This is a genomic window from Streptomyces sp. NPDC052301, assembly GCF_044593395.1.
In the GTDB taxonomy this organism is placed as follows: Bacteria; Actinomycetota; Actinomycetes; order Streptomycetales; family Streptomycetaceae; genus Streptomyces.
Map to the genome: position 1 here is coordinate 351,150 of NZ_JBIUBE010000003.1, position 21,674 is coordinate 372,823.

A 21,674-nucleotide genomic window follows, 5' to 3' on the forward strand; every position below is an offset into this window, starting at 1 on the left:
CGGTAGCCGGTAGCCGGTAGCCGGTAGCCGGTAGCCGGTAGCCGGTAGCCGGTAGCCGGTAGCCGGTAGCCGGTAGCCGGTAGCCGGTAGCCGGTGGTCCGTCACCTGTCGGTACGGTTCGGTCGGCGCCGAACAGTCCCGTGCCTAGCCTGGCCGTATGACCGCAGACCCCACCGTGACGCCTTTCGCCGGACTGCACCACCGCCCGGGTGAGCCCCTGCTGTTGCCCAACGCCTGGGACCACGCCTCGGCCGCCGTCCTCGCGGCCCGGGGGTTCCCCGCGATCGGCACGACGAGCCTCGCCGTGGCGGCGGCGGTCGGCCTGCCCGACGGGGAGGCGGCGACCCGCGAGCACACCCTGGACCTCGCGATGACGCTCGGCCCGGAGCCGTACCTCCTCTCGGTGGACGCCGAGGCCGGTTTCAGCGACGACCCGGACGACGTGGCCGAGCTGGCACGGCAGTTGTGGGCCGTGGGGGCGGCCGGCATCAATCTCGAGGACGGCCTGGGGCCGAGCGACCGGCACGCCGCGAAGATCTTTGCCGTGAAGGCGGCCGTGCCGGGGCTGTTCGTCAACGCCCGCACCGACACCCACTGGTCGGGCGACGGGGACGAACGGGAGACCCTGCGGCGGCTCGACGCCTACCAGCAGGCCGGTGCCGACGGGGTGTTCGTGCCCGGACTGAGCGACCCGGACCGGATCGCCACCCTCGTACGCCACCTCGGGGCGCCGCTCAACATCCTCTACTCGCCCGCCGGGCCGACCGTCCGCCACCTCGCCGACCTCGGCGTCCGCCGGGTCAGCTTCGGCTCACTGCTGTACCGGCGGGCGCTCGGCGCGGCGCTGGACGCGGTGGCCGACATCGCCGGCGGGCGCGCCCCCGCCGGTACGACGCCCTCCTACGCCGAGGTCCGGGCGCTGGAGCGCAGCGTCTCGGCGAGCAGGTCGGCGAACTCCACCGGTTGATCCAGCGTGCCCAGATGTCCGCCCGGGAACTCCACGAACGCGCCGCCCAGCCGTTCGGCGAGGAACTCCGTGGTCCGGTGGAGGAGTTGTCCCCGCGAGCCGGTTCCGGCCGCGAGCGTGAGTCGGCCCGGGCCCGCGGTGAAGGCGGGACCGTGAGCACTGAACGGGCGCAGGACACGGGCCAGGAAGACCCCCATCGGGGTGGCCGACTCGCCCTCCGCGGGCGGCCGTTCGGGTCCGTCCAGGTGGTCGATCAGCTCGGCCCGCCGCTCGTCCCCGTCCGGCAGCAGCGTCACGCACGGCGGCTCGTGCGCGACCACGTGCGCCAGCCGCTCCGGATACCGGGCGAGCAGGTCAAGGGCCGCGATGCCGCCGGAGCTGGTCCCGAACACGTGGGCGGACTCGCCGGCGGGCAGTACCTCGTCGAGCAGCCGGTGCGCCCCGTCGCTCCAGTCGGCCACGCGCTGCTCGGGAACCGGTTCCCCGAGCCGGCCGTGGGCGAGACCGAGGGGGTCGTACGTCACCACGGTGAAGCGCGCCGCGAGCCGTTCGGTCAGCGGCCCCAGCCCCATGGGATGCCCGGCTCCGCCCGGGATGATCAGCAGCACGGGACCGCTGCCCGTGATGTCGTGGGAAGGCGTCTCAGTCATCGTCGGTCTCCTCCGGTGCCGTCTCGCGCGGCCAGTGGACGAGGGTCAGGTGCAGGGCGTCGATCGCCTTCTCCCAGGACGCCCGTACGTCCCGGTCCGCACCGAAGCCGCCGGCGGACTCGAGGACGCAGTAGCCGTGGAAGGTGCTGCGCAGCAGGCGCACGGCGTCCGTCAGGTCCGGCTCTTCGAGGCCGTAGCCGCGCAGCATCCCGTAGGTGATCTCGGCGGTGCGGCGCAGCGCCGGGGAGCCGGCGATCAGGGACTGGTCGATCCGGATCTGGGTGGCGGCGTACCGGCCGGGGTGCTCCAGGGCGTAGGCGCGGTAGGCGTCGGCGAAGGCGGCCAGGGCGTCCTTGGCGGCGCGGCCGGCCACGGCCACCGCGATCCGGTCGATCAGCTCGCCGCCCGCGCACAGCGCCAGCCGGGTACGCAGGTCGTCCAGGCCCCGGATGTGGGAGTACAGGCTGGCGTCCTTCACACCGAAGCGGCGGGCGAGTGCGGACAGGGTGACGTTCTCGAACCCGGCCTCGTCGGCGAGTTCGGCAGCGGCCGCGACGACGCGGTCGGCGGTGAGGCCCGCTCGGGCCATGGCGTCTGCCTTTCCCTCAACTTTCCTAGGCTCTCTAGGTTACAGCCTAGGTATACCAGGATTCAGGGAAGTCGACGACCTGTCATACCTGTTTAGGGACACCGGAGTCGGCACCCCGCGGCGGCCCCGGCGGCTTAAGGTGGCCGGACGGTGCGAAGGGGGGACGGTGAAGCGAGAGAAGCGAGGAGCGGGCAGACCGGCGGCGGTGCCGGACCGTGACGGCCCCCGACCCCTCTGGCGGCAGAAAGACTTCACCGTCTTCTGGGCCGCGCAGACCCTCTCCGTGCTCGGCGACTCCTTCGCCCTGATCGCCCTGCCCCTGCTGGTCCTGGAGGCCACCGGGTCGGTGGCCCGCATGGGGCTGCTGACCGCCGTCGGCGGAGCCGCCGCCGTCCTCGCCGCGGTCTTCGCCGGCACCGTGGTGGACCGGGTGGACCGGCGCCGGCTCCTCATCAGCTGCGACCTCGTCCGCATGGCCCTCTACGGCCTGATCCCGCTCGTGTGGGCGTTCGGCCCCCGCATCTGGCTGCTGTACGCGGTGCTGCCGGTCTGCGAGGCCGTCGGCATGTTCTTCGCGGTCGGCTACGTCACCGTCGTCCGCGGTCTCGTCGGCACCGCCCGTCTCACCGAGGCCAACGGCCGGCTGAACGCCACCGCGGCGGCGGCCGGGGTGCTCGGACCGCTGTGCGCGGGACTGGTCGCCGCCCGGACCGGTCCTGCCACGGCCGTCGCCGTCGACGCGGCCAGCTTCGCGGTCTCCGCCGCCTGCCTGCGGGGAGTACGCCTGGGCGCGCGGGCCGGCGACGACACCCCCGCGCCGGGCGGCAGCACTGTCCGGGAGGACCTGCGCACCGGCGTCTCGTTCCTGCGCCGGCATCCGCTGCTGCGCGCGCTGACGCTGCTGCTGTTCGGCTTCAGCTTCCTCACTTTCGGCCTGACCGATCTGGTCGTCTACCACCTCAAGCACGACCTCGGTCACGGTGACGACACCGTCGGCACCGTCATGGCGGCAGGCGCGGTCGGCACCATCGCCGGTTCCCTGCTCGTCGCCCGCGTCCGCCGACGGCTCGGTTTCGGTCCCACCTGGATCGGCGCGGTCGCACTGTGCGGACTGGCCTGCGCCGCCCTGGGTCCGGTCCGCACGGTGTCCGGGGTCGCCGTGCTCAGCGCCGCCTTCCTGGCCGGCGCCGGTGTCGCGGGCACCTGCTCGATGTCCCTGCGCCAGGAGATCACCCCCGAACCCCTGCTCGGCAGGGTCACCTCCGCCTACTGGACCCTCCAGTACTCCGCGGCCCCCGTCGGGGCCGCCCTCCTCACCTGGGCCGCCGGACAATGGGGCACCGCACCGGCCGCCCTGACCGCGGGGAGCGCCTGCGTCCTGATCGCCCTCGCGGCCCTGCTCACCCCGATCCGCACGGCCTGACCTCCGATGCCGGCGTGGGACGGGCCGGGCAGCCCGACCCGGCCGGTCACCCGGGCCGCGCACGACGCACCCCGCGGCCGACCCGGGTGAGAGCCGGCCGGCCGCGGGGTGCGTCGGGACCGTGTCGGTCAATCGGTGCGCGAGAAGACGAAGGAGAACTCCGCGGACTCGGCCCGCAGGTGGTACTGCGGCAGCGGGGCCGGGCCGCAGGACTGGGAGCCGATGCCGTGCTGGCGGTGGTCGAGGTTGACCCAGACCCCCGCGGCGGCGCCGCTGTCGGCCGCGGCGCCCGGCACCAGATCGGTGCGGTGGGTGGCAGCGTCCAACTGCTCGGTGGTCCAGCGGCGGGCGGTGAGGAAGAACTCCGGGTCGCCCTCGATCCGCAGACCGCCGAGCTCGGCCCAGCGGACGTCGATGCGGGCGCCGTTCTCCTGGGGACGGACGTACGGCGTCTGCATATCGTCTACGGTCGACTGCCAACGGCCGACCGCAGACGCCATCCTGGTGTCCGGATACGCCTCACCGGGCCCGCCGCCGTACCACTGCACACGGTCGGCCGTCGACAATCCGAAGCGGATGCCGAGCCGGGGGAGGGGGACGCTCCAGTCACCCTCCGGGACGGTGCATACGGTCAACCGTAGCCGGTCGCCGTCCGACGTCCAGCGGTATACCGTCGACAGCCCCATCTCCCGCGCGGCCGGCGCCACTCGGGTGCGGACCGTCAGCGCATCCTCGCCGACCTCCACCGCGTCCAGCCGGTGCCGCATCCGGTGCAGGCCCAGCTTGCGCCACAGCAGGCCGTAGCGGAGGTCGGACTGCCAGGCGGCTCCGTCGTCGTTGTCGGTGGTGGCCCGCCACACGTCCAGGCGCAGACCGGAGACGGCCACGGTACCGACGGACGTCAGGGCGCCGGTACGGGCGTCGAAGGTGCCCGGGCCGAGCCTGATCACCCCGTCGCCGGGTTCCGGCCGGGCGGTCGCCGCGAGCGACGGCGCCCGGCGTTCGGACACCTGGATCTGGCCCCAGGCGACGACGTGGTCCCTCGGCGCCCACGGCGTGTCCGAGGCAAGGACGGCCCGGACGGTCCAGTGGGCCTCGCCGGCCGGCGCCCCCGCGGGCGGTGCGGGCAGCTTGACGTCGGTGGACTCGCCCGGTGCCAGCGCCGGCACCGACAGCGTGCCGGAGTCCACGGTCTCCCCGTCGACCTGGTACGACCAGACGAAGGCCAGCGCCGACAGGTCGGCGAAGTCGTGCTTGTTGGTGACGCGGACCGTGCCGTCCGTGCCGTCGCCCGCGATGCCGACCGGCTCGATCACCTTCTTGTACTCGACCAGGCCGGGCGAGGGCCGCCGGTCGGGGAAGAGCAGGCCGTCGCAGACGAAGTTGCCGTCGTGCAGCTCCTCGCCGAAGTCGCCGCCGTAGGCGTAGCCCAGCTCCGGATGGGCGATGCCGTGGTCGATCCACTCCCAGACGAATCCGCCCTGCAACCGGTCGTACGTCTCGAACAGCCGCTGGTAGTCGGCGAGTCCGCCGGGTCCGTTGCCCATGGCGTGGCCGTACTCGCAGAGGATGAAGGGGAGTGAGCGGCGTTTGCGGGTGCCGCCGTCCAGGTGCCGGCCGATCCGTTCGACCTCCGCGTGGTCGGCGTACATCCGTGCGTACACGTCGGTGTCCCGGCAGGTGAGGTCGCCTTCGTAGTGCACCAGCCGGGAGGGGTCGCGGCCGTGGATCCACTCGGCCATCGCCGTCAGGCCGCGCCCGGTGCCGGCCTCGTTGCCGAGGGACCAGATCACCACCGACGGATGGTTCTTGTCGCGCTCGACGGTCCGGGCCGCCCGGTCCAGCAGGGCCGGGGTCCAGCGGTCGTCGTCGACGGGGTTGTCCCGCCAGGCCTGCTCGGTGAAACCGTGCGTCTCCAGGTCGCACTCGTCGATCACCCACAGCCCGTACTCGTCGCACAGGTCGAGGAAGGCGGGGTGCGGCGGGTAGTGCGAGGTGCGGACGGCGTTGACGTTGTGCCGCTTCATCAGCAGGACGTCCTCGCGCATGGTGGCGAGGTCGAGGGCGCGTCCCCTCTCCGGGTGCCATTCGTGCCGGTTGACGCCCCGGAAGAGCACGGGCGTGCCGTTGACCTCGATCAGGCCGTCGGTCCGCGCCACGGTACGGAATCCGATGCGCAGCGGCACCCGCTCGCCCTCGGTGGCCAGCTCACCCGTGTACAGCCGTGGTGTCTCCGCCGACCAGGGCTCGACCGGCACGGTCACGCTCTCGCCGGTCGCGACGTCGATACCGAGGTCCGGGACGGTGACCTGGCCGTCCACGTCGGAGTCGACACGCAGGGTGCCGGTGCCGGCGAGGTGGTCGTAGGAGGCGTGCACGAAGAAGTCGAGGGCGCCGGCGGCCGGCCGGTGCAGCAGGGTGACGTCGCGGAAGATACCGGGCAGCCACCACTGGTCCTGGTCCTCCAGGTACGAGCCCGTCGACCACTGGTGGACCCGGACCGCCAGTACATTGCCGACCGTCTTCAGCAGATGGCCGACCGCGAACTCGTGCGGCAGCCGGGAGCCCTTGAACTCGCCGAGGTCCGTGCCGTTCAGCCAGACGCGGGCGCAGGACTCCACACCGTCGAAGCGCAGCACCGCCCCGCCCTCGGTGAGGTCGGGCCAGTCCTCCGGCAGGTCGAAGACCCGCAGATGGTCGCCGGTCGGGTTCTCGGTGGGCACGCGCGGCGGGTCCACCGGGAACGGGTAGAGGTGGTTGGTGTAGACCGGGGAGCCGTGCCCCTGGAGGACCCAGTGGCCGGGGACCGCGATCTCCGCCCAGTCACCGGCGTCGTACCCCTCCGCGGCGAAGGAGTCGTCCTCGGCGTCGGCCGTCGGCGACAGCCGGAAGCGCCAACTGCCGTTCAGGGTGAGTGATGGGGCGTCCGAGGACGCGTACCAGGCGCGGGGCGGCAGCGCCCCGGAGCCCGGTGAGACGTCCTCGACGTAATCGGTTGCGGTGGGATTGCGGAAGGACATCGGTCTCCTAGCTCAGCCCTTGATGCCGGTCGGCGCGGTCCCCTGCACCAGCCGGCGCCGGAGGAAGGGGAACACGAGCAGCAGCGGCAGGACGGACATGGCGGTCGCCATGCAGATCCGGTGGAAGACGACGGTGGGGTGGGTCGTGGAGGAGGAGGGGGCGACCTGCACGGTCCACCGAGTCGGGGTCCTGTCCGACGACCAGTGGCCACAGGAAGGCGCTCCAGCCGCCGAGGAACGTGATCGTGGCGATCGCCGCGAAGGAGGTCAGCGGGTTCGGCACGACGACGCGCCCGTACGCGCCCCGGTGGCCGAGCCCGTCCACGCGCGCCTCCTCCGCCAGTTCCTCGGGGGTACTACTGCCTGGACCAGACCTGGTTGGATCCGCCGTTGCAGCTGTACAGGATCACCTTGCTGCCGTCGGCGGTCGCCTGTCCGCTGACGTCGAGGCACCTGCCCGATGCCTCGTTCACGATCTGCCCGTCGGAGTTGAGCAGCCAGCGCTGGTTCCCGTCGCCGGTGGCCGTGGCACTCGTCGTCAGCCCGGAACTCCCGGCCGTCAGATAGCCGTCGGCACCCTTCAGGGTGCCCCGCGCGTCGTACGACCACGACTGGCCCGCCGCGCCCGTGCACGAGGCGATCGCGGCCCCGGAGGCGTCGGCGATCAGGCACTTGCCCGACTGCCTGCCGGCCAGCGCACCGGTCAGCGCCGCACTGCCGTGCCCCTTCTGGTCGAGGACGTACGTCGTGATCGAGCGGGGCGCGAGGGTGGTGGTGACGGCTCCGCCGCTGACGGACGGCTTCGCGACCTCGGCCCAGTTCTCGTCGGCGGACGTCCGTACCGCCCGTGCCGCCCGCAGCGGGGTCGCGCCGGCGAAGTGCAGGTTCAGGGCCGTGCCGGTGGTGTTGTGGTTGTTGACGACGACGACCCACCTGCCGTCCCGGTCGTACGCCGACACCTCCACGCCTGCCGGTGCCCCGGTGACGTTGTGCGCCACCGCGCCGGGCCGGACGAACTTGCTGTACTGGCCCAGCGCGTAGTACCGCTTGGTGAAGTACAGCTTCTGGTCGCCGTTCGCCGCGTAGTCGGGATCGTAGTAGATCAGTCCGTCGTTCCAGCCCTCGTCGTTCTTCGTGGCCGGGTCGCTGCCGTAACCGTCGGCGAGCGCCACCCACCACTGGAACGCCGAGTCGTGCGAGGTCGCGAAGTCCTTGTAGACGATCCTCGACATCAGCAGGGCGTTGTCGATGGTCGGGTCGTACTCCTGGTTCCAGCCCGTCCCGCCCTTGCCGAAGCAGCAGATCTCGGTGGCCCAGGACGTCCTGCCGACCGATTTCGACGTCTCGTAGACGTTGCCGAGCCGGCCGTCGTCGGGGTCGTCGTACGTGTGGTGGGCCAGCTTGGACACGTACGGTGCGGTGCCCGGCTGCGCGATCCACTGCGGCACTTCTGCGGTGAACTGCGTCGTCCGGCTCGACTCGTCCGCGATGATGCCGGTGTGCTGGTGCCGGGCCCGCTGCTCGGCGCCCAGCGCGCGCACGATGTCGTCGCGCTGGTCGACCGGTACCGGCATGCCTTCCTGGCCGCAGTCGGCGAAGCTGTTGTCCGGCTCGTTGAAGGGGCTGATGTAGTCGAACTTCACGCCCTGGCGTGCGAAGTGGTCCGTGACATCCGCGAGGTACGTGGCGAAGTCGGCCTCGTTCTCCGCCTTCAGCCGGCCGCCGCAGCTCCTGCCGTTCGTCGTCCACCGGGCGGGAGCGCTGTTGACGAAGCCGATCAGGTCCTTGACGCCGTACTGCGCGGCGTACTTCAGGAACGTACGGCCGCCCTCGTCCCTGTTCCAGTCGTAGGAGCCGTCGGTTCCGAGGAAGTCCTCGGCAGCGCGTGCGGGGGTGGTGACCGCGGTACCGCCGCCGCCGATGTTGTAGCGGTACGCGCTCAGGTCCAGCCCGTCCGCGGAGAAGAGGAGTCGGGCGACTCGTGCCTGGACCGCGGGGTCGAAGTGCTGGAGGTCGTTGACCCACCAGGCGCCCGAGACACCGATGTCGTCGATGGTCTGGGCGGCGTGGGGGGAGACCTCCGCGGCGGCCGGGGCGTCGGCGGCACGCGCGGACGGGGAGCCGAGCAGGGCTCCGGTGACGGCCAGCGCGGCCGAGACCGCCGGCAGCAGGGCTCTTGCGCGGAGGTGAGCGGTGCGGGGCTGTGACACGTGCATCCCTTCCGTCGTCATGAAGGCGGTGCGGTACGGCTCCTTGCGGGGGCGGTGCGCCGGGTGGTGCCGTCGGCGGGGCCCGCCTGCCTCTGCCCGACGGACTGCAGCGCCCCTTCCAGCGCGAACGTGGCCGCGCCGAGGGACACCGGGTCGGTGGGGATCGGGGAGAGGACGATCTCGGTGGCGGCCAGCGGCCGGCGCAGCGCGTGCCGGGCTACGGCCCGCCGGACCTCGGCCAGCAGCGGCTCGCCCAGCCGGGAGGCGACCCAGCTGCTGAGCACGACCACTTCGGGGTTGAGGAGGTTGACCAGGTCGGAGATGCCGGCGCCGAGGTAACGGGCGGTGTCCCGGACGACCTTGACCGCGACCGGGTCGTTCGCGGCGACCGCGCGGGCCAGCGCGGCGATGGTGGCGGTCTGGTCCTCGGGGTGCAACAGGGGGGAGTCGGGGCTGAGTTCGCGCAGGTTCTGCATGATGCCGGGTGCCCCGACATATGTCTCGACGCAGCCGTGGTTGCCGCAGTGGCACAGCCGTCCGTCGAGTACGAGCGTGGTGTGCCCCCATTCGCCGGCGCTGTTGCTCACGCCCCGGTGCAGCCCGCCGCCGAGGGCCAGCCCGGCGCCGACCCCGGTGCCGAGGTTCACCACCACGGCGTCCCCCCGGCCCCGCGCCGCCCCGAACCACAGCTCGGCCACCGCGCAGGCGCGCAACGGGTTGTCCAGGTGGAGCGGGTGGGCGATGTGCTCGGCGAGCAGGTCGAGCAGCGGCACGTCGTGCCAGTCGAAGTTGGGGGCGTACTCGGCGACGCCTCTGCCCCGGTCCACCTGCCCCGGCACGCTCACCCCGACGCCGAGGACACGCGCCGTCTCGACCCCGGCCTGGGCGACCACCGAGCCGACGGCGGCGGCCACATGTCCCACCACCCGCTCCGGGCGGCTCTCACCCGGCCGCATGTCCTCCTCGGCGCGGGCCAGCACGTTCAGCGCCAGGTCGAACAGTTCCACGTGGACGTACGTCTCCGCGATGTCCACGCCGATCAGCGCACCCCCCGACGCGTCGACGGCGACGAGACCGCGCGGCCGGCCGCCGGCCGAGTCCTCGAACCCGACCTCGGTGATCATGCGCAGGTCCAGCAGCTCGCCGACGAGCGTGGCGACCGTGGCGAGGCTCAGCCCGGTGGCGGCGGCCAACTCCTGCCGGGAGGTGGGGGACTCGGCGATGATCTGGCGCAGCACCTCGTAGCGGTTCGCGGTGCGGATGTCACGTGATGTGCGCTTCACGCAGCTGCCCCTCCCCTGCCGTCCGGGCCGGGCCGGGGGGACTTCGAGCCCCGGCGCGGGCGTCAGGCTATGGGCTGGGAGAGGCCTTCGACAAGGGGTTAGGAAAGGGGGTGGATGAAGTCGTCGTCGAGGATGTTCCGCACGAAGGTGTTGGTGAACTTGCCGGCGGGATCCAGGGAGCGGGCGAGGGTGCGGAAGTCGTTGACGCGTGTATACCGTCGACGGACCACCGCCGGCGGGATCTCGTACACCTTTCCCCAGTGCGGCCGTGGATCGAAGCGGATCAGCGCCTCCTCCAGCAGGCGCACCACCGGGAGAACGGCCGCCTCGTCCCGCACCCAGGTGAAGTGCAGGGCGACCGAGTCCCGTCCGTGGGCGGGGCTGAGCCACTGCGTGTCTGCGGCGACGGTCCGCACCTCGCAGGTCTGCAGTACTCCGGCGACCGCCGACCGGATACCGTCGATCGCATACAGCGCTTCCAGCGCCGCCGTCCGCGGCAGCAGATACTCCGACTGGATCTCCTCCCCGCTGCTCGGGGTGAACTCCGCCCGGAAGTGGGGCAGCCGTTCATGCCACGGCCCGGGTGCGCCCAGCTGCTCGGTGCAGTAGGTCGCCGGCATGCCCGGCACGGGGTGCAGCGGTTCGGTCGCGGGCGCCGCCCACGGGAAGCGCACCGCCGGCTGGTCGGTGCGCCGTTTGACCCACACCTGCCGGAAGCCCGGCTCCCGCCAGTCGGTGAACAGGCTGACGCTGTACCCGGCGGCCATCACGGCGTTGAAGTCCAGGTTCTCCAGCGGTAGTTCGGTGAACAGATGCTGCTCCACCGCGTAGGCCGGCTCCAGGTCCAGCGTGAGCGCGGTGACGGCGCCGAGCGCGCCGAGCGAGGTCACGGCACCGTCGAAGCGCGCGTCGCCCCGGGCGATCGTCACCGTCGAGCCGTCCGCGAGGACCAGCTCCACCTCCCGGACGGCCGACGCCAGCGGCGCGTTGCCGACGCCCGAGCCGTGGGTGCCGGTCGCCACCGACCCGGCCACCGAGATGTGCGGCAGCGACGCCATGTTGGGCAGGGCGAGGCCGTGCGCGTGCACCGCGTCGGCCAGCTCGGCGTAGCGGACCCCGCCCGACACCCGTACCGTGCGCGCCGCCGTGTCCACCTCGAGCACCGGCGGCAGTCCGGCGGTGGAGACCAGGATGCCGTCCGCGCCCGGGTCGGCGATCCGGTTGAAGGAGTGTCCGCTGCCCAGCACCCGCACCCGTGCGCCGGCCGCGACCAGTGCCCTGAGCGCGTCGAGCGTGCGGGGCCGGTGGACCTCCTTGGCGGTGTAGGTGATGGTGCGCGCCCAGTTGGTGACCGGTCCCGCGGTCCGCGCTGCCTTCGTCATCCGTGTGGTCCTCCCGGAGAGTGCGTGTGCAGCGACCTTCTCACCTGCCGCGAGCCGCCGTGATCCGCAGCCCGAAGCCATTGCGGATTTCGTCGTTCAAGCAGCGGTGAGATGCGTTATCCGCAAATTATCTGGGCACGGGCTGGGAATATCGAATACCGTCACGATCCATGACTACGGAACCGCTGCCCCGCCGCCTCCCGGTCACCGACCGCACCCGCCACCGCCGCCTGCGCGAGCAGGGCAGCCTGGACCGGTCGGAGCTGGAGGCGGTCCTCGACGCCGGGTTCGTCTGTCATCTGGGCGTGGTGGTCGAGGGGCGCCCCGTGGTCGTGCCCACGGTGTACGGGCGGGACGACCGGTGGCTGTACCTGCACGGCTCCGTGGCCAGCCGCAGTCTCGCCGAGGACACCCCGGTGTGCGTGACCGTCACGCACGTCGACGGGCTCGTCCTCGCCCGGTCCGTCTTCGAGCACGGCGTGAACTACCGCAGCGCCATGATCCACGGCGCGGCCCGCAAGGTCACCGACCCCGAGGAGAAGCTGGAGGGTCTGCGCCGGCTCACCGAGCACTCCGCGCCGGGCCAGTGGTCCTACGCCCGCCGCCCGAACCGCAAGGAGCTCGCCGCCACCACCCTCCTCGCCCTCTGTCTGGAGGAGGCCTCCGTGAAGATCCGGGCCGGCGCCCCCGACGACGGCGACGGCCCGGACGCGGCCCTCGGCCTGTGGGCGGGCGTCCTGCCGTTGACCGCGGCCTGGGGCGCCCCGCGGCCCGACCCGTCGCTGCCGCCCGGCATCGCCGTACCCGACCACGTCGCGCGCCGCGCGGGGACCCGGCACGGCTGAGCCGGAGGCAGGGGCATACGGTGAGAGGCGAACGCCTGAGCCGGGAGGAGAAAGACGGATGGGCAGTCGCACCGCGCTGGTCGAGGATCTGATGGAGCGGTTCCCGCATGTGCCACGGGAGGCCGTTTTCAAGGAGGACCTGCTCCGTGGCGGTGTCGCCTTCGACCAATCCGCCCTCAGTGACAACGAGGACGGCGACGTCAAGCCGAAGTCGTACTTCATCTTCTCCTTCGACCACGGCACCCTGCCCGAGCTGGGCGAGGCCGCACTGCGCCGGCCCCCGGAGGAGATCATCCTCACGGGCGGCCCGTACGACCTGCGCCGTACGGTGGTCTCCGTGCGGGTGAACCCCGCCTCGCCGTACCGGGTCGCCGCCGACGAGGAGGGGCAGCTCGGCCTCTACCTGGACGGCAGGCGCATCGCCGACGTCGGTGTGCCGCCCATGCCGGAGTACTACCGGCACACCCTCTCCAACGGGAAGTCCGTGATGGAGGTGGCCCCGACCATCCAGTGGGGCTACCTGATCTACCTGACCGTCTTCCGGGTCTGCCAGTACTTCGGCGCCAAGGAGGAGTGCCAGTACTGCGACATCAACCACAACTGGCGCCAGCACAAGGCCGCCGGCCGGCCGTACACAGGGGTCAAGGACGTCGAGGAGGTCCTCGAGGCCCTGGAGATCATCGACCGGTACGACACCCAGAAGGCGTCCACCGCGTACACGCTGACCGGCGGAGCGATCACGAAGACGGTCGCCGGGCGGGACGAGGCCGACTTCTACGGGCACTACGCCAAGGCCATCGAGGAGCGCTTCCCGGGCCGCTGGATCGGCAAGGTCGTGGCGCAGGCGCTGCCCAAGGCGGACGTGCAGCGGTTCAAGGACTACGGCGTGCAGATCTACCACCCCAACTTCGAGGTGTGGGACCGGCGGCTGTTCGAGCTGTACTGCCCCGGCAAGGAGCGCTACGTCGGCCGGGACGAGTGGCACAAGCGGATCCTGGACTCCGCCGACGTCTTCGGCGCGCGCAACGTGATCCCGAACTTCGTGGCCGGGGTGGAGATGGCGGAGCCGTTCGGCTTCACCACCGTGGACGAGGCCATCGCCTCCACCACCGAGGGGCTGCGCTTCTTCATGTCGCACGGCATCACGCCCCGCTTCACCACCTGGTGCCCCGAGCCCACCACCCCGCTGGGCAAGGCCAACCCGCAAGGGGCGCCGCTGGAGTACCACATCCGGCTGCTCGAGGCCTACCGCGCCACCATGGACGACTTCGGCCTCTCCTCCCCGCCCGGCTACGGCCCGCCCGGACCCGGCCGCGCGGTCTTCTCCGTCAGCTCCTTCATGGACAGCCTCCCCGCCGGTGAACCGGCGGGCGAACCCGCGGACGAACCGGCCGAGGTCTGAGCCCGCGCACCCGGCTCCGCGCACCGGCTCCGCGCGCCGGGCCGGCGGGGGCGGTGAGACGGACCGCCCCCGCGTCCGTATCCCCGTGCGGAGTCGGGGGATCCACCGCGGCACGCATCCGCCCCGACACGTTCGGTGACCGGATGTGAACAGGGCGCTTGTCAGTTGTGTCGGCGACGTGAAAGGCTCGGTGTCCTGCCGCGAGGTTTCATACAACTCCCTTCTCCCTATGGTGAGTTGACCTCGCTCGTGGATGCAGGAGACCCATGCCCGACCTGCCGACCCCCCAGGACGCCGCCGAGTCCGAGCTGTTCTCGGAGTGCTGGGACGCGGTGCTCTCGTACGCGGACCTGTGCACCGCCGGTTCCCTGACGGCCCATCAGCTGGCGACCGAGGCGTTCACGCTCGGCATGCGCGAGCTGCGGGCCGCCCCGGTGCGCGGCGCCGGCCGCCGCACGGTACGGCTGCCGGCCGTCCCGGCGCTGCTCACCGCCGTACGCGACACCGCCGCCGGCTGGGAGGCCGGTGGGCAGGGACACCGGCTCGATGCGGACCTCCGGCTGTGGCTGAACTCCGGCCAGGCCGCCCGCTTTTCCGGACCGCCGCTGCAGCGGCCGGTCGCGCTGCGCGGCCTGCGGGACCTGCAGGAGGCCGACGCCTCACTGCTGTGGCTGGCCGAGGTGGAGGCGCTGCCCCTGCGCACCGTCGCCCGCCGGCTCGGCCTGGACCCGGCGACCGTCGGCGACGAACTCGACCAGGTCCGCACCCTGTTCCGGGACCGCTGTCACCGCGCCCACCTCGACAGCCCGATGGACGCGCAGTGCCGCTCCTACGCCCGCCTGCTGGACGCGGTCACCCGCTCGCCCGCCGCCGACACCCCCGACGACCTCTCGCGGCACCTCGCGACCTGTGCGCGGTGCGCCGAGGCAGGCGCCTGTCTGCGCCTGCACGGTGGCGGACTGCCCGCCGCACTGGCGGGCGGGGTGATCGGCTGGGGCGGCCTCGCCTATCTGGAACGCCGCCGCCGCGCCGCCGAGGTCCGGCTCGGAGCGGGCCGCCCGGGGGCCACCGACCCCGCCACCGCCGAGCCCGAGGAGGGCGCGGGCCGCGGCAACGCCCTGCGACACGGCCTGCTCGCCGCCGCCGTACTGCTGTCGGCGCTGGCGCTCGGCGTGTCGCTGATGCCGTTCGGCGGCTCCGGCGGCGACACCGCCGCCGCCCGCGACGACAGCCGGCCGGTCGCCGACCCCGGCGTGCCGGGCACCGCCACGACCGCCCCGGCCGTGACGCCCTCACCCTGGGCCACCCCGTCCGCCCCCGTCCCGAAGACAGGAACCGCCCGGACCCCGGGCACCGCCCGGACGACGGAGGCCGGTCGCGAGCGCCCCGATCCCGAGCCGCAGGGCAGCACCTCCACCGCCGCGCACCCCGGCGGCCCGGACGGCCCCACAGACACCGACGAGCCCACCTGTCACGTCACCTACCACCTGGTGAACCAGTGGCCCGACGGCTTCCAGGCCACCGTCACCGCCACCAGCGAGGGGCCCCTCACCGGCTGGCGCCTGTCCTGGTCCTTCCGCGACGGCCAGCAGGTCGGCCAGATGTGGGACGCCACCGCCCACCAGAACGGCTCACGCGTCACCGCCACCGCCGCCGACTACGACAGCACCGTCGCCGCACACGGCACCCTGTCCTTCGGCTTCATCGCCTCCTGGCAGGGCAGGAACCGTGCGCCGTACGACTTCACGCTCAACGGGGCGCCCTGCACGGCGAACTGAGCCCCCGCCCGGACCTGCGCGAGGCGATCGGCAGGGCGAAGGCGGCCCGACGGCCCTCCAGGTGGCTGCCGGACAGCCCCTAGGTGGCCGAGGTGCGGCGGCCGCCCCGGCGGTCGGAGGTACGGCCTCCGCCGGCGGCGGCGCCGCCTGTGGTTCCGCCGGACGTCCCTCGCCGACGGGATCCGCGGGAGTTCTTGTCGGATGCGGCGCCGTTCGCCGTAGCGGAGGCGGCCCGGCGGTCGGAACCGCGGCCGGCCGCGGCCGCGGCGCCACCCGAGGCCCCGGCGGCTCCCGCCCGGCGGGCGGAACCGCGCCCGCCGCCCGCGGAGGCGGAACCGGACGCTGTCGCTCCGGCGGCGGCCCGGCGTTCGGAGCCCCGGCTCCCCGCCTGGGCGGCTGCATCTGCCGCCGCCGCGGGCCCGCCGCCGTTCCGGCGTCGGCGCCCGGACCGCCTGCCGGGCTTGGCGCCGGCCTTCCGGTCCGGGTCGGACGACGTCGGCGTCGCCGGCTGGGGGACCTCGATGGTGACGGGCACGCCGGAAGGCTCGCGGGCGCCGGTGAGGTCGGTCAGTTCCGGGTCGCTCGACGTGATGCGGGCCGTGCGGGGGCGGATGCCCGCGTCCGACATGAGCCGGGTGACGTCCCGCTTCTGGTCGGGCAGGACCAGTGTGACCACGCTGCCGGAGCCGCCGGCGCGGGCCGTGCGGCCGCCCCGGTGGACATAGTCCTTGTGGTCGGTGGGGGGATCGACGTTGACGACGAGGTCGAGGTCGTCGACGTGTATGCCCCGGGCCGCGACGTTCGTCGCCACCAGCGCGGTGACCTGGCCGTTCTTGAACTGTTCCAGGGTGCGGTTGCGCTGCGGCTGGGAGCGGCCTCCGTGCAGTGCCGCGGCGCGGACACCGACGGCCAGGAGCCGCTTGGCGAGCCGGTCGGCGGACCTCTTGGTGTCGAGGAAGAGGATGACCCGGCCGTCACGGGCGGCGATGCGGGTGGTCACCGCCTTCTTGTCGGTCTCGTCCAGGACATGGAGCACGTGGTGCTCCATGGTGGTCACCGCTCCCGCGGACGGGTCCACGGAGTGCACCACGGGGTCCGTCAGGAACCGCTGCACCAGGCGGTCGATGTTGCGGTCCAGGGTGGCCGAGAAGAGCATGCGCTGTCCGTCGGGCCGTACGCGCTGGATCAGCTTGGTGATCTGCGGCAGGAAGCCCATGTCGGTCATCTGGTCGGCTTCGTCCAGCACCGTGATGCGAACGTCGTCGAGCACGCAGTCCCCGCGTTCCACGAGGTCGTTGAGCCTGCCGGGGGTCGCCACGAGCACCTCGGCGCCGCGCCGGATCGCCCCGGCCTGCTTGGTGATGGACAGTCCGCCGACCACGGTGGCCAGCCGGAGGTTCACCGCCGTCGCGTAGGGGGTCAGCGCGTCCGTCACCTGCTGGGCGAGCTCACGGGTGGGCACCAGCACGAGGGCGAGGGGCGCCTTGGGCTCCGCGCGCAGCCCGGCCGTGCGGGCCAGCAGCGCGAGCCCGAACGCGAGGGTCTTGCCGGAGCCGGTGCGTCCCCGTCCCAGCAGGTCCCGGCCGGCGAGCGAGTTGGGCAGCGTGGCGGCCTGGATGGGGAAGGGCGTGGTGACGCCTTGCGCGGCGAGGGTCTTCAGCAGCCCCGCGGGCATGTCCAGATCGGCGAAGTCCTCGACGGAGGGAAGTGCGGGTGTCGTGCTTTCCGGCAGCCGGAATTCGCGAGGTGACGAAGCGGACGGTGACGCGGACGGTGAGGGCGACGAGGCACGCCGGTTCGACTTCTGGGGCCTGCGGGACATGCAGTGATCTGCCTTCCTGGAAAACAGCACAAACCGAGGTCCGCACCGTGACGGTGCGGACCCCGGTGAGTGGATACGCGTCCGGCGATCAGGCGGGGAGGATGTTCTCCGCCTGCGGGCCCTTCTGGCCCTGCGTGACGTCGAAGGAGACCCGCTGGCCCTCCTGGAGCTCACGGAAGCCCTGGGTCGCGATGTTCGAGTAGTGGGCGAAGACGTCGGGGCCGCCGCCGTCCTGCGCGATGAAGCCGAAACCCTTTTCAGAGTTGAACCACTTCACGGTTCCCTGTGCCATGACTTTCTCCTTCTGTAGGCAGAGGCCCCATCCGGAGATGCCGGAAAACAAATCGTGCGCCTGCAGGCGAAACATTCCTGTCAGGCGCACATAGCTTCATGGGTACCACAACTGCAACGCCTGAACTCTAGCACAGCTCGGCGGCCCGAATAAAACGGTGGCGCTCGGGCGGGCGGCCCCTCTAGGGTGAAAACCGCTTCGCACGGCGGCCGTTGACCGCCGCCGACGACCGAGTGAGGAACGGGAGGTGTGACCGATGGCTGTCTCTGTGACGGGCGCTGCCCGCAACCGGAAGAACATCCAGTCCACCCCCGTGGTCCCCGGCTGACCTTTCTCACGGCGCACACGTGCGCGGAGCCGGGGCCACCCTTGTGAAGGGTCACCCTTGACTTCCACCTCTGCTGAGTTCGCCGCGCTGGCTCCCTACGGCTGGGACGACTCCTGGTCCGACGCGTTCGCCCCCTACACCGCCGACGGGCTGCTGCCCGGCCGCGTGGTCCGGGTCGACCGCGGTCAGTGCGACGTCATGACGGCCGGCGGGGTCGTCCGTGCCGACACCGCCTTCGTCACCCCGCACGACCCGATGCGGGTGGTGTGCACCGGCGACTGGGTCGCCGTCGAACCCGGCGGCAGCCCCCGCTACGTCCGCGCGTATCTGCCGCGGCGCACCGCCTTCGTCCGTTCCACCTCCTCCAAGCGCTCCGACGGGCAGATCCTGGCCGCCAACGTCGACCACGCCGTCGTCGCCGTGTCCCTCGCGGTCGAACTCGACCTCGGCCGCGTCGAACGCTTCCTGGCCCTCGCCTGGGAGTCCGGCGCGCAGCCCGTCGTCGTCCTGACCAAGGCCGACCTCGTACCGGACCCGGTCACCCTGGCCCACCTCGTCCAGGACGTCGAGACGACGGCGCCCGGGGTGCCGGTGCTCACCGTCAGTGCGCTGCACGACGAGGGGCTCGACGTGCTCGCCGCCCTCGTCGGCTCCGGGACGAGCGTGCTGCTCGGCCAGTCCGGCGCGGGCAAGTCCACCCTGGCCAACGCCCTCGTCGGCGACGACGTCATGGACGTACGGGCCGCCCGGGACGTCGACGGCAAGGGCCGCCACACCACGACCACCCGCAACCTGATCGCCCTGCCCACCGGCGGTGTGCTCATCGACACCCCCGGGCTGCGGGGCGTCGGGCTGTACGACGCCGAGAGCGGCGTCGGGCAGGTGTTCGCCGAGATCGAGGAACTGGCCGGGCGGTGCCGCTTCCACGACTGCGCCCACGAGAGCGAGCCGGACTGCGCGGTGCGCTTTGCCGTGGAGGACGGCGTCCTTCCCGCACGGCGGCTGGACAGCTACCGCAAGCTGATGCGCGAGAACCAGTGGATCGTCGCCAAGACCGATGCGAGGGTCCGCGCGGAGCTGCGGCGGGAGTGGAAGCGCAAGGGCGCCGACGGGCGGGCCGCCATGGAGGCCAAGCGCGGACGCTGGACGTAGACCGACGTCGACCGACGGAGACAGGGAAGACATGGTGAAGCGCATCGGGATCATCGGTGTGGGGGAGATCGCCCACGCCGTCGTCGACGGCCTGTGCGACGGGCCCCGGGGAACCGCCGGAGATCTTCCTCTCGCCCCGCGGGGCCCGCACCGCCGCCGAGCTGTCCCGGCGCCGTCCGACCGTGCGGGTGTGCGCCGACAACCAGGGCGTGGCGGACCAGCTCCGACGTGCTGCTCGGCGCCGTCCGCCCGCAGGACCGCTTCGAGGCCCTCGCCGGCCTGCGGGTGGACGGCGCCGAGGTCGTGGTCCACGTCATGGCCGGCGTCGGCATCGACGAGGTGCGCCGGACGCTCGGCACCGGTGTCCCCGTGGTCCGCGCCATCCCGCTGCCCGCCGTGCGCGAGCGCCGGTCCGTCACCGTCACCTGCCCCTCCCACCCGGTCGTGGACGCCCTCTTCGACCGGCTGGGCGGGGCGCTCCCCGTGGCGGACGAGGCGGCGTTCGACGTCTTCTCCGCGCTGACGGGCACGCTCACCACCCGTTACCCGTACCTGACCACGCTGGCCGAGTGGGCCGCCCGGCAGGGCATCCCCGCCCAGGACGCCGACCGCTACGTCCGCAGCCTCTTCCAGGGCATCGGGCGCACCCTGGGCGACGACACCCGCACCCTGCACCGGCTCGCGGCCGACCACGAGACACCGCAGGGGCTCAACGAACGCATCCGCACCACCTGGTTCGACACGGCCAACGCCGACGCACTGCAGCGGGCGCTCGACGCACTGCTCGGCGACCTGCGGAAGGCCCCCTGACCGCCGTCACCGCAGCGGACGGCCCGGTGACCCGGGCCGGCTCCATGTCCGATTTCCGCTGGCCCGGCCCGCGGCCCCCGTCCGACACTGGAACCGTGATGGAGGAGGACACCAGGTACGAGGCCGTGCGCAGCCGGGACGGCCGGTTCGACGGGGCGTTCTTCTTCGCCGTCGAGACCACCGGGATCTACTGCCGGCCCAGCTGCCCGGCGGTGACGCCGAAACGGCACAACGTGCGGTTCTTCGCGACGGCCGCCGCCGCGCAGGGCTCCGGGTTCCGGGCCTGCCGGCGGTGCCGGCCGGACGCCGTGCCGGGGTCGGCGGAGTGGAACGTGCGCGCGGACGTCGTCGGCCGGGCCATGCGTCTGATCACCGACGGCGTCGTGGACCGCGAGGGCGTCGCCGGGCTCGCCGCGCGGCTCGGCTACAGCTCCCGGCAGGTGCAGCGGCAGCTGACCGCCGAGCTGGGCGCCGGACCCGTCGCGCTCGCCCGGGCCCAGCGGGCGCACACCGCGCGGGTGCTGCTGCAGACCACGGACCTGCCGATCACCGAGATCGCCTTCGCGTCCGGGTTCGCCAGCGTGCGGCAGTTCAACGACACGATCCGTGAGGTGTACGACGCGACGCCGACCGAGGTGCGGGCCGCCGCCCCCCGGGGCCGGGGCGCCCGCCGGGCCACGCCCGCCGCGGGCATCCCGCTGCGCCTCGCCCACCGGGGCCCCTATCAGTCCGGCGCCGTCTTCGACCAGCTCGAACGGGAGGCGGTGACCGGGGTCGAAGAGGTGTCCGGGGCCCCGGGCGGCCGTACCTACCGGCGCACCCTGCGGCTGCCGTACGGCACCGCGCTGGCCGCCGTCGAGGAGCCGGCCCGGGCCGCGCGCGCCGGAACCGGTACCCGCCCGGGCGGCTGGCTCGACGCCCGGCTGCACCTCACCGACCTCCGGGACCTGACCACCGCCGTGCAGCGGCTGCGCCGGCTGTTCGACCTCGACGCCGATCCGTACGCCGTCGACGAGCGGCTCGGCGCCGACCCCCGGCTCGCCCCGCTGGTCGCCGCCCGGCCCGGGCTGCGCTCCCCGGGGGCCGTGGATCCGCTGGAGCCCGCCGTACGCGCCCTGGCCGGCCGGGAGGGAGCCCGGGCGCTGGTGCTGCGGTACGGCAAGGCGCTCGACGCGCCCTGCGGCAGCCTGACCCATCTCTTCCCGGAGGCCGCCGTCCTCGCCGGGGCCGAGCCCCACGGCCCGCTGGGCGCGCTCGCCGCGGCCGTCGCCGACGGCACCCTGACGCTGGACCCGGGCGCCGACCGGGAGGACGCCCAGGAGGCCCTGCTGGCCCTGCCCGGCATCGACCCGGCGACCGTCGCCGCCCTGCGGGTCCGTGCCCTCGGCGACCCGGACGTGGCTCCGCCCGGCGCCGACGTCCCCGACGCGTGGCGGCCGTGGCGGTCGTACGCCGTCCAGCATCTGCGGGTGGCCGGGGAGTGGGACGGGTGACGGCGGTGCCCCTGCCCGGACGGGGCCGGGAGGGCGGGGCGCGGCCGATCCGCGGTCCGCGCCCTGTGCGGGAGATGATCTCGGCGGCCCTGGGCCGGGGCCGGGACCGGCGTATGCGGTGGCTGAGACCTGCCCGGACCGCTCGGTGAGCGGGACGCCGACCGGCCCCTGGTGCCCGACTTCACGGACACCGCCGAGCGCGGCCTGCCGGGGGTGCGCCGGCCCGGT

At 73.1% G+C, this 21,674-nt stretch carries 16 protein-coding genes and 1 pseudogene; 8 read left to right on the plus strand and 9 right to left on the minus strand.

Translation table 11 applies throughout. The features are described 5' to 3' along the window. Positions 1–157: 157 nt before the first annotated feature. Positions 158–967 carry an isocitrate lyase/phosphoenolpyruvate mutase family protein gene (locus tag ACIHEJ_RS08845; RefSeq protein WP_400133355.1) on the plus strand — a complete coding sequence of 270 codons (810 nt, stop codon included), beginning with the start codon at positions 158–160 and terminating at the stop codon, positions 965–967. On the opposite strand, the gene ACIHEJ_RS08850 is transcribed toward ACIHEJ_RS08845, so the two are convergent. After that, positions 901–1,617, minus strand: coding sequence for an alpha/beta fold hydrolase (locus ACIHEJ_RS08850; protein WP_400133356.1), 717 nt, complete (start codon positions 1,615–1,617; stop codon positions 901–903). The two genes, ACIHEJ_RS08845 and ACIHEJ_RS08850, sit on opposite strands and share 67 nt — an antisense overlap. After that, complete coding sequence (locus ACIHEJ_RS08855) at positions 1,610–2,206, minus strand: TetR/AcrR family transcriptional regulator (protein ID WP_400133357.1); 597 nt, start codon at positions 2,204–2,206, stop codon at positions 1,610–1,612. The genes ACIHEJ_RS08850 and ACIHEJ_RS08855 overlap by 8 nt, the downstream gene beginning before the upstream one ends. A 166-nt stretch (positions 2,207–2,372) precedes the next feature. On the opposite strand from ACIHEJ_RS08855, the gene ACIHEJ_RS08860 reads away from it, so the two are divergent. Continuing rightward, the gene (locus tag ACIHEJ_RS08860) at positions 2,373–3,629 is read left to right on the plus strand and encodes an MFS transporter (RefSeq protein ID WP_400133359.1); all 1,257 of its coding nucleotides are present in this window, start codon (positions 2,373–2,375) and stop codon (positions 3,627–3,629) included. A 128-nt stretch (positions 3,630–3,757) separates the two neighbouring features. Here ACIHEJ_RS08860 and ACIHEJ_RS08865 read toward each other — a convergent pair whose 3' ends face one another. The 5 genes and pseudogenes from ACIHEJ_RS08865 to ACIHEJ_RS08885 form a co-directional block, all read right to left on the minus strand. Further along, positions 3,758–6,649 (minus strand): glycoside hydrolase family 2 TIM barrel-domain containing protein, encoded by a 2,892-nt coding sequence (locus tag ACIHEJ_RS08865; protein ID WP_400133361.1) that lies wholly within the window; start codon positions 6,647–6,649, stop codon positions 3,758–3,760. A 12-nt stretch (positions 6,650–6,661) separates the two neighbouring features. Next, positions 6,662–7,001: pseudogene (locus ACIHEJ_RS08870) on the minus strand (ABC transporter permease subunit); the annotation flags it as partial. A 4-nt stretch (positions 7,002–7,005) separates the two neighbouring features. Next, a complete protein-coding gene (locus ACIHEJ_RS08875) occupies positions 7,006–8,865 on the minus strand; it encodes a glycoside hydrolase (protein ID WP_400133363.1) in 1,860 nt (619 codons plus the stop codon). An 11-nt stretch (positions 8,866–8,876) separates the two neighbouring features. Then, entirely contained in the window at positions 8,877–10,142 is a 1,266-nt protein-coding gene (locus ACIHEJ_RS08880) for an ROK family transcriptional regulator (RefSeq protein WP_400133365.1), read from the minus strand. Between the two features lie 98 nt (positions 10,143–10,240). Next, complete coding sequence (locus ACIHEJ_RS08885; RefSeq protein ID WP_400133366.1) at positions 10,241–11,524, minus strand: FAD-binding protein; 1,284 nt, start codon at positions 11,522–11,524, stop codon at positions 10,241–10,243. Between the two features lie 170 nt (positions 11,525–11,694). On the opposite strand from ACIHEJ_RS08885, the gene ACIHEJ_RS08890 reads away from it, so the two are divergent. From ACIHEJ_RS08890 to ACIHEJ_RS08900, 3 genes are all read left to right on the plus strand, one after another. Beyond that, on the plus strand, positions 11,695–12,369 hold the full coding sequence (locus tag ACIHEJ_RS08890; RefSeq protein ID WP_400133367.1) for a pyridoxamine 5'-phosphate oxidase family protein: 675 nt from the start codon (positions 11,695–11,697) through the stop codon (positions 12,367–12,369). 58 nt (positions 12,370–12,427) lie between these two features. Next, positions 12,428–13,771, plus strand: coding sequence for a radical SAM protein (locus ACIHEJ_RS08895; RefSeq protein WP_400133369.1), 1,344 nt, complete (start codon positions 12,428–12,430; stop codon positions 13,769–13,771). Between the two features lie 266 nt (positions 13,772–14,037). After that, positions 14,038–15,549, plus strand: a complete 1,512-nt coding sequence (locus ACIHEJ_RS08900) for a cellulose binding domain-containing protein (protein ID WP_400133371.1) — start codon at positions 14,038–14,040, stop codon at positions 15,547–15,549. 79 nt (positions 15,550–15,628) lie between these two features. Here the strand turns inward: ACIHEJ_RS08900 and ACIHEJ_RS08905 are convergent, their stop codons facing one another. After that, entirely contained in the window at positions 15,629–17,371 is a 1,743-nt protein-coding gene (locus ACIHEJ_RS08905) for a DEAD/DEAH box helicase (protein WP_400133372.1), read from the minus strand. Positions 17,372–17,459: 88 nt separating this feature from the next. Further along, entirely contained in the window at positions 17,460–17,663 is a 204-nt protein-coding gene (locus ACIHEJ_RS08910; protein WP_055710303.1) for a cold-shock protein, read from the minus strand. Between the two features lie 385 nt (positions 17,664–18,048). Here ACIHEJ_RS08910 and rsgA point away from each other — a divergent pair, with 385 nt between their 5' ends. The 3 genes from rsgA (at position 18,049) to ACIHEJ_RS08925 (ending at position 21,446) form a co-directional block, all read left to right on the plus strand. Further along, on the plus strand, positions 18,049–19,143 hold the full coding sequence (gene rsgA / locus ACIHEJ_RS08915; RefSeq protein WP_400133375.1) for a ribosome small subunit-dependent GTPase A: 1,095 nt from the start codon (positions 18,049–18,051) through the stop codon (positions 19,141–19,143). Positions 19,144–19,371: 228 nt separating this feature from the next. Continuing rightward, positions 19,372–19,953: a pyrroline-5-carboxylate reductase gene (locus ACIHEJ_RS08920; protein WP_400133377.1), complete on the plus strand. Its 582-nt coding sequence runs from the start codon at positions 19,372–19,374 to the stop codon at positions 19,951–19,953. A 98-nt stretch (positions 19,954–20,051) separates the two neighbouring features. Next, positions 20,052–21,446, plus strand: coding sequence for a DNA-3-methyladenine glycosylase 2 family protein (locus tag ACIHEJ_RS08925; protein WP_400133998.1), 1,395 nt, complete (start codon positions 20,052–20,054; stop codon positions 21,444–21,446). Positions 21,447–21,674: the final 228 nt, after the last annotated feature.

Bases quoted from the DNA above. Each gene is read 5' to 3' on its own strand.
- ACIHEJ_RS08925 (WP_400133998.1), top strand. From the start codon at position 20,052: ATGGAGGAGGACACCAGGTACGAGGCCGTGCGCAGCCGGGACGGCCGG.
- ACIHEJ_RS08855 (WP_400133357.1), bottom strand. From the start codon at position 2,206: ATGGCCCGAGCGGGCCTCACCGCCGACCGCGTCGTCGCGGCCGCTGCC.
- ACIHEJ_RS08910 (WP_055710303.1), bottom strand. From the start codon at position 17,663: ATGGCACAGGGAACCGTGAAGTGGTTCAACTCTGAAAAGGGTTTCGGC.
- ACIHEJ_RS08845 (WP_400133355.1), top strand. From the start codon at position 158: ATGACCGCAGACCCCACCGTGACGCCTTTCGCCGGACTGCACCACCGC.
- ACIHEJ_RS08875 (WP_400133363.1), bottom strand. From the start codon at position 8,865: ATGCACGTGTCACAGCCCCGCACCGCTCACCTCCGCGCAAGAGCCCTG.
- ACIHEJ_RS08890 (WP_400133367.1), top strand. From the start codon at position 11,695: ATGACTACGGAACCGCTGCCCCGCCGCCTCCCGGTCACCGACCGCACC.
- ACIHEJ_RS08885 (WP_400133366.1), bottom strand. From the start codon at position 11,524: ATGACGAAGGCAGCGCGGACCGCGGGACCGGTCACCAACTGGGCGCGC.
- ACIHEJ_RS08865 (WP_400133361.1), bottom strand. From the start codon at position 6,649: ATGTCCTTCCGCAATCCCACCGCAACCGATTACGTCGAGGACGTCTCA.
- ACIHEJ_RS08905 (WP_400133372.1), bottom strand. From the start codon at position 17,371: ATGTCCCGCAGGCCCCAGAAGTCGAACCGGCGTGCCTCGTCGCCCTCA.
- ACIHEJ_RS08850 (WP_400133356.1), bottom strand. From the start codon at position 1,617: ATGACTGAGACGCCTTCCCACGACATCACGGGCAGCGGTCCCGTGCTG.
- ACIHEJ_RS08900 (WP_400133371.1), top strand. From the start codon at position 14,038: ATGCCCGACCTGCCGACCCCCCAGGACGCCGCCGAGTCCGAGCTGTTC.
- ACIHEJ_RS08895 (WP_400133369.1), top strand. From the start codon at position 12,428: ATGGGCAGTCGCACCGCGCTGGTCGAGGATCTGATGGAGCGGTTCCCG.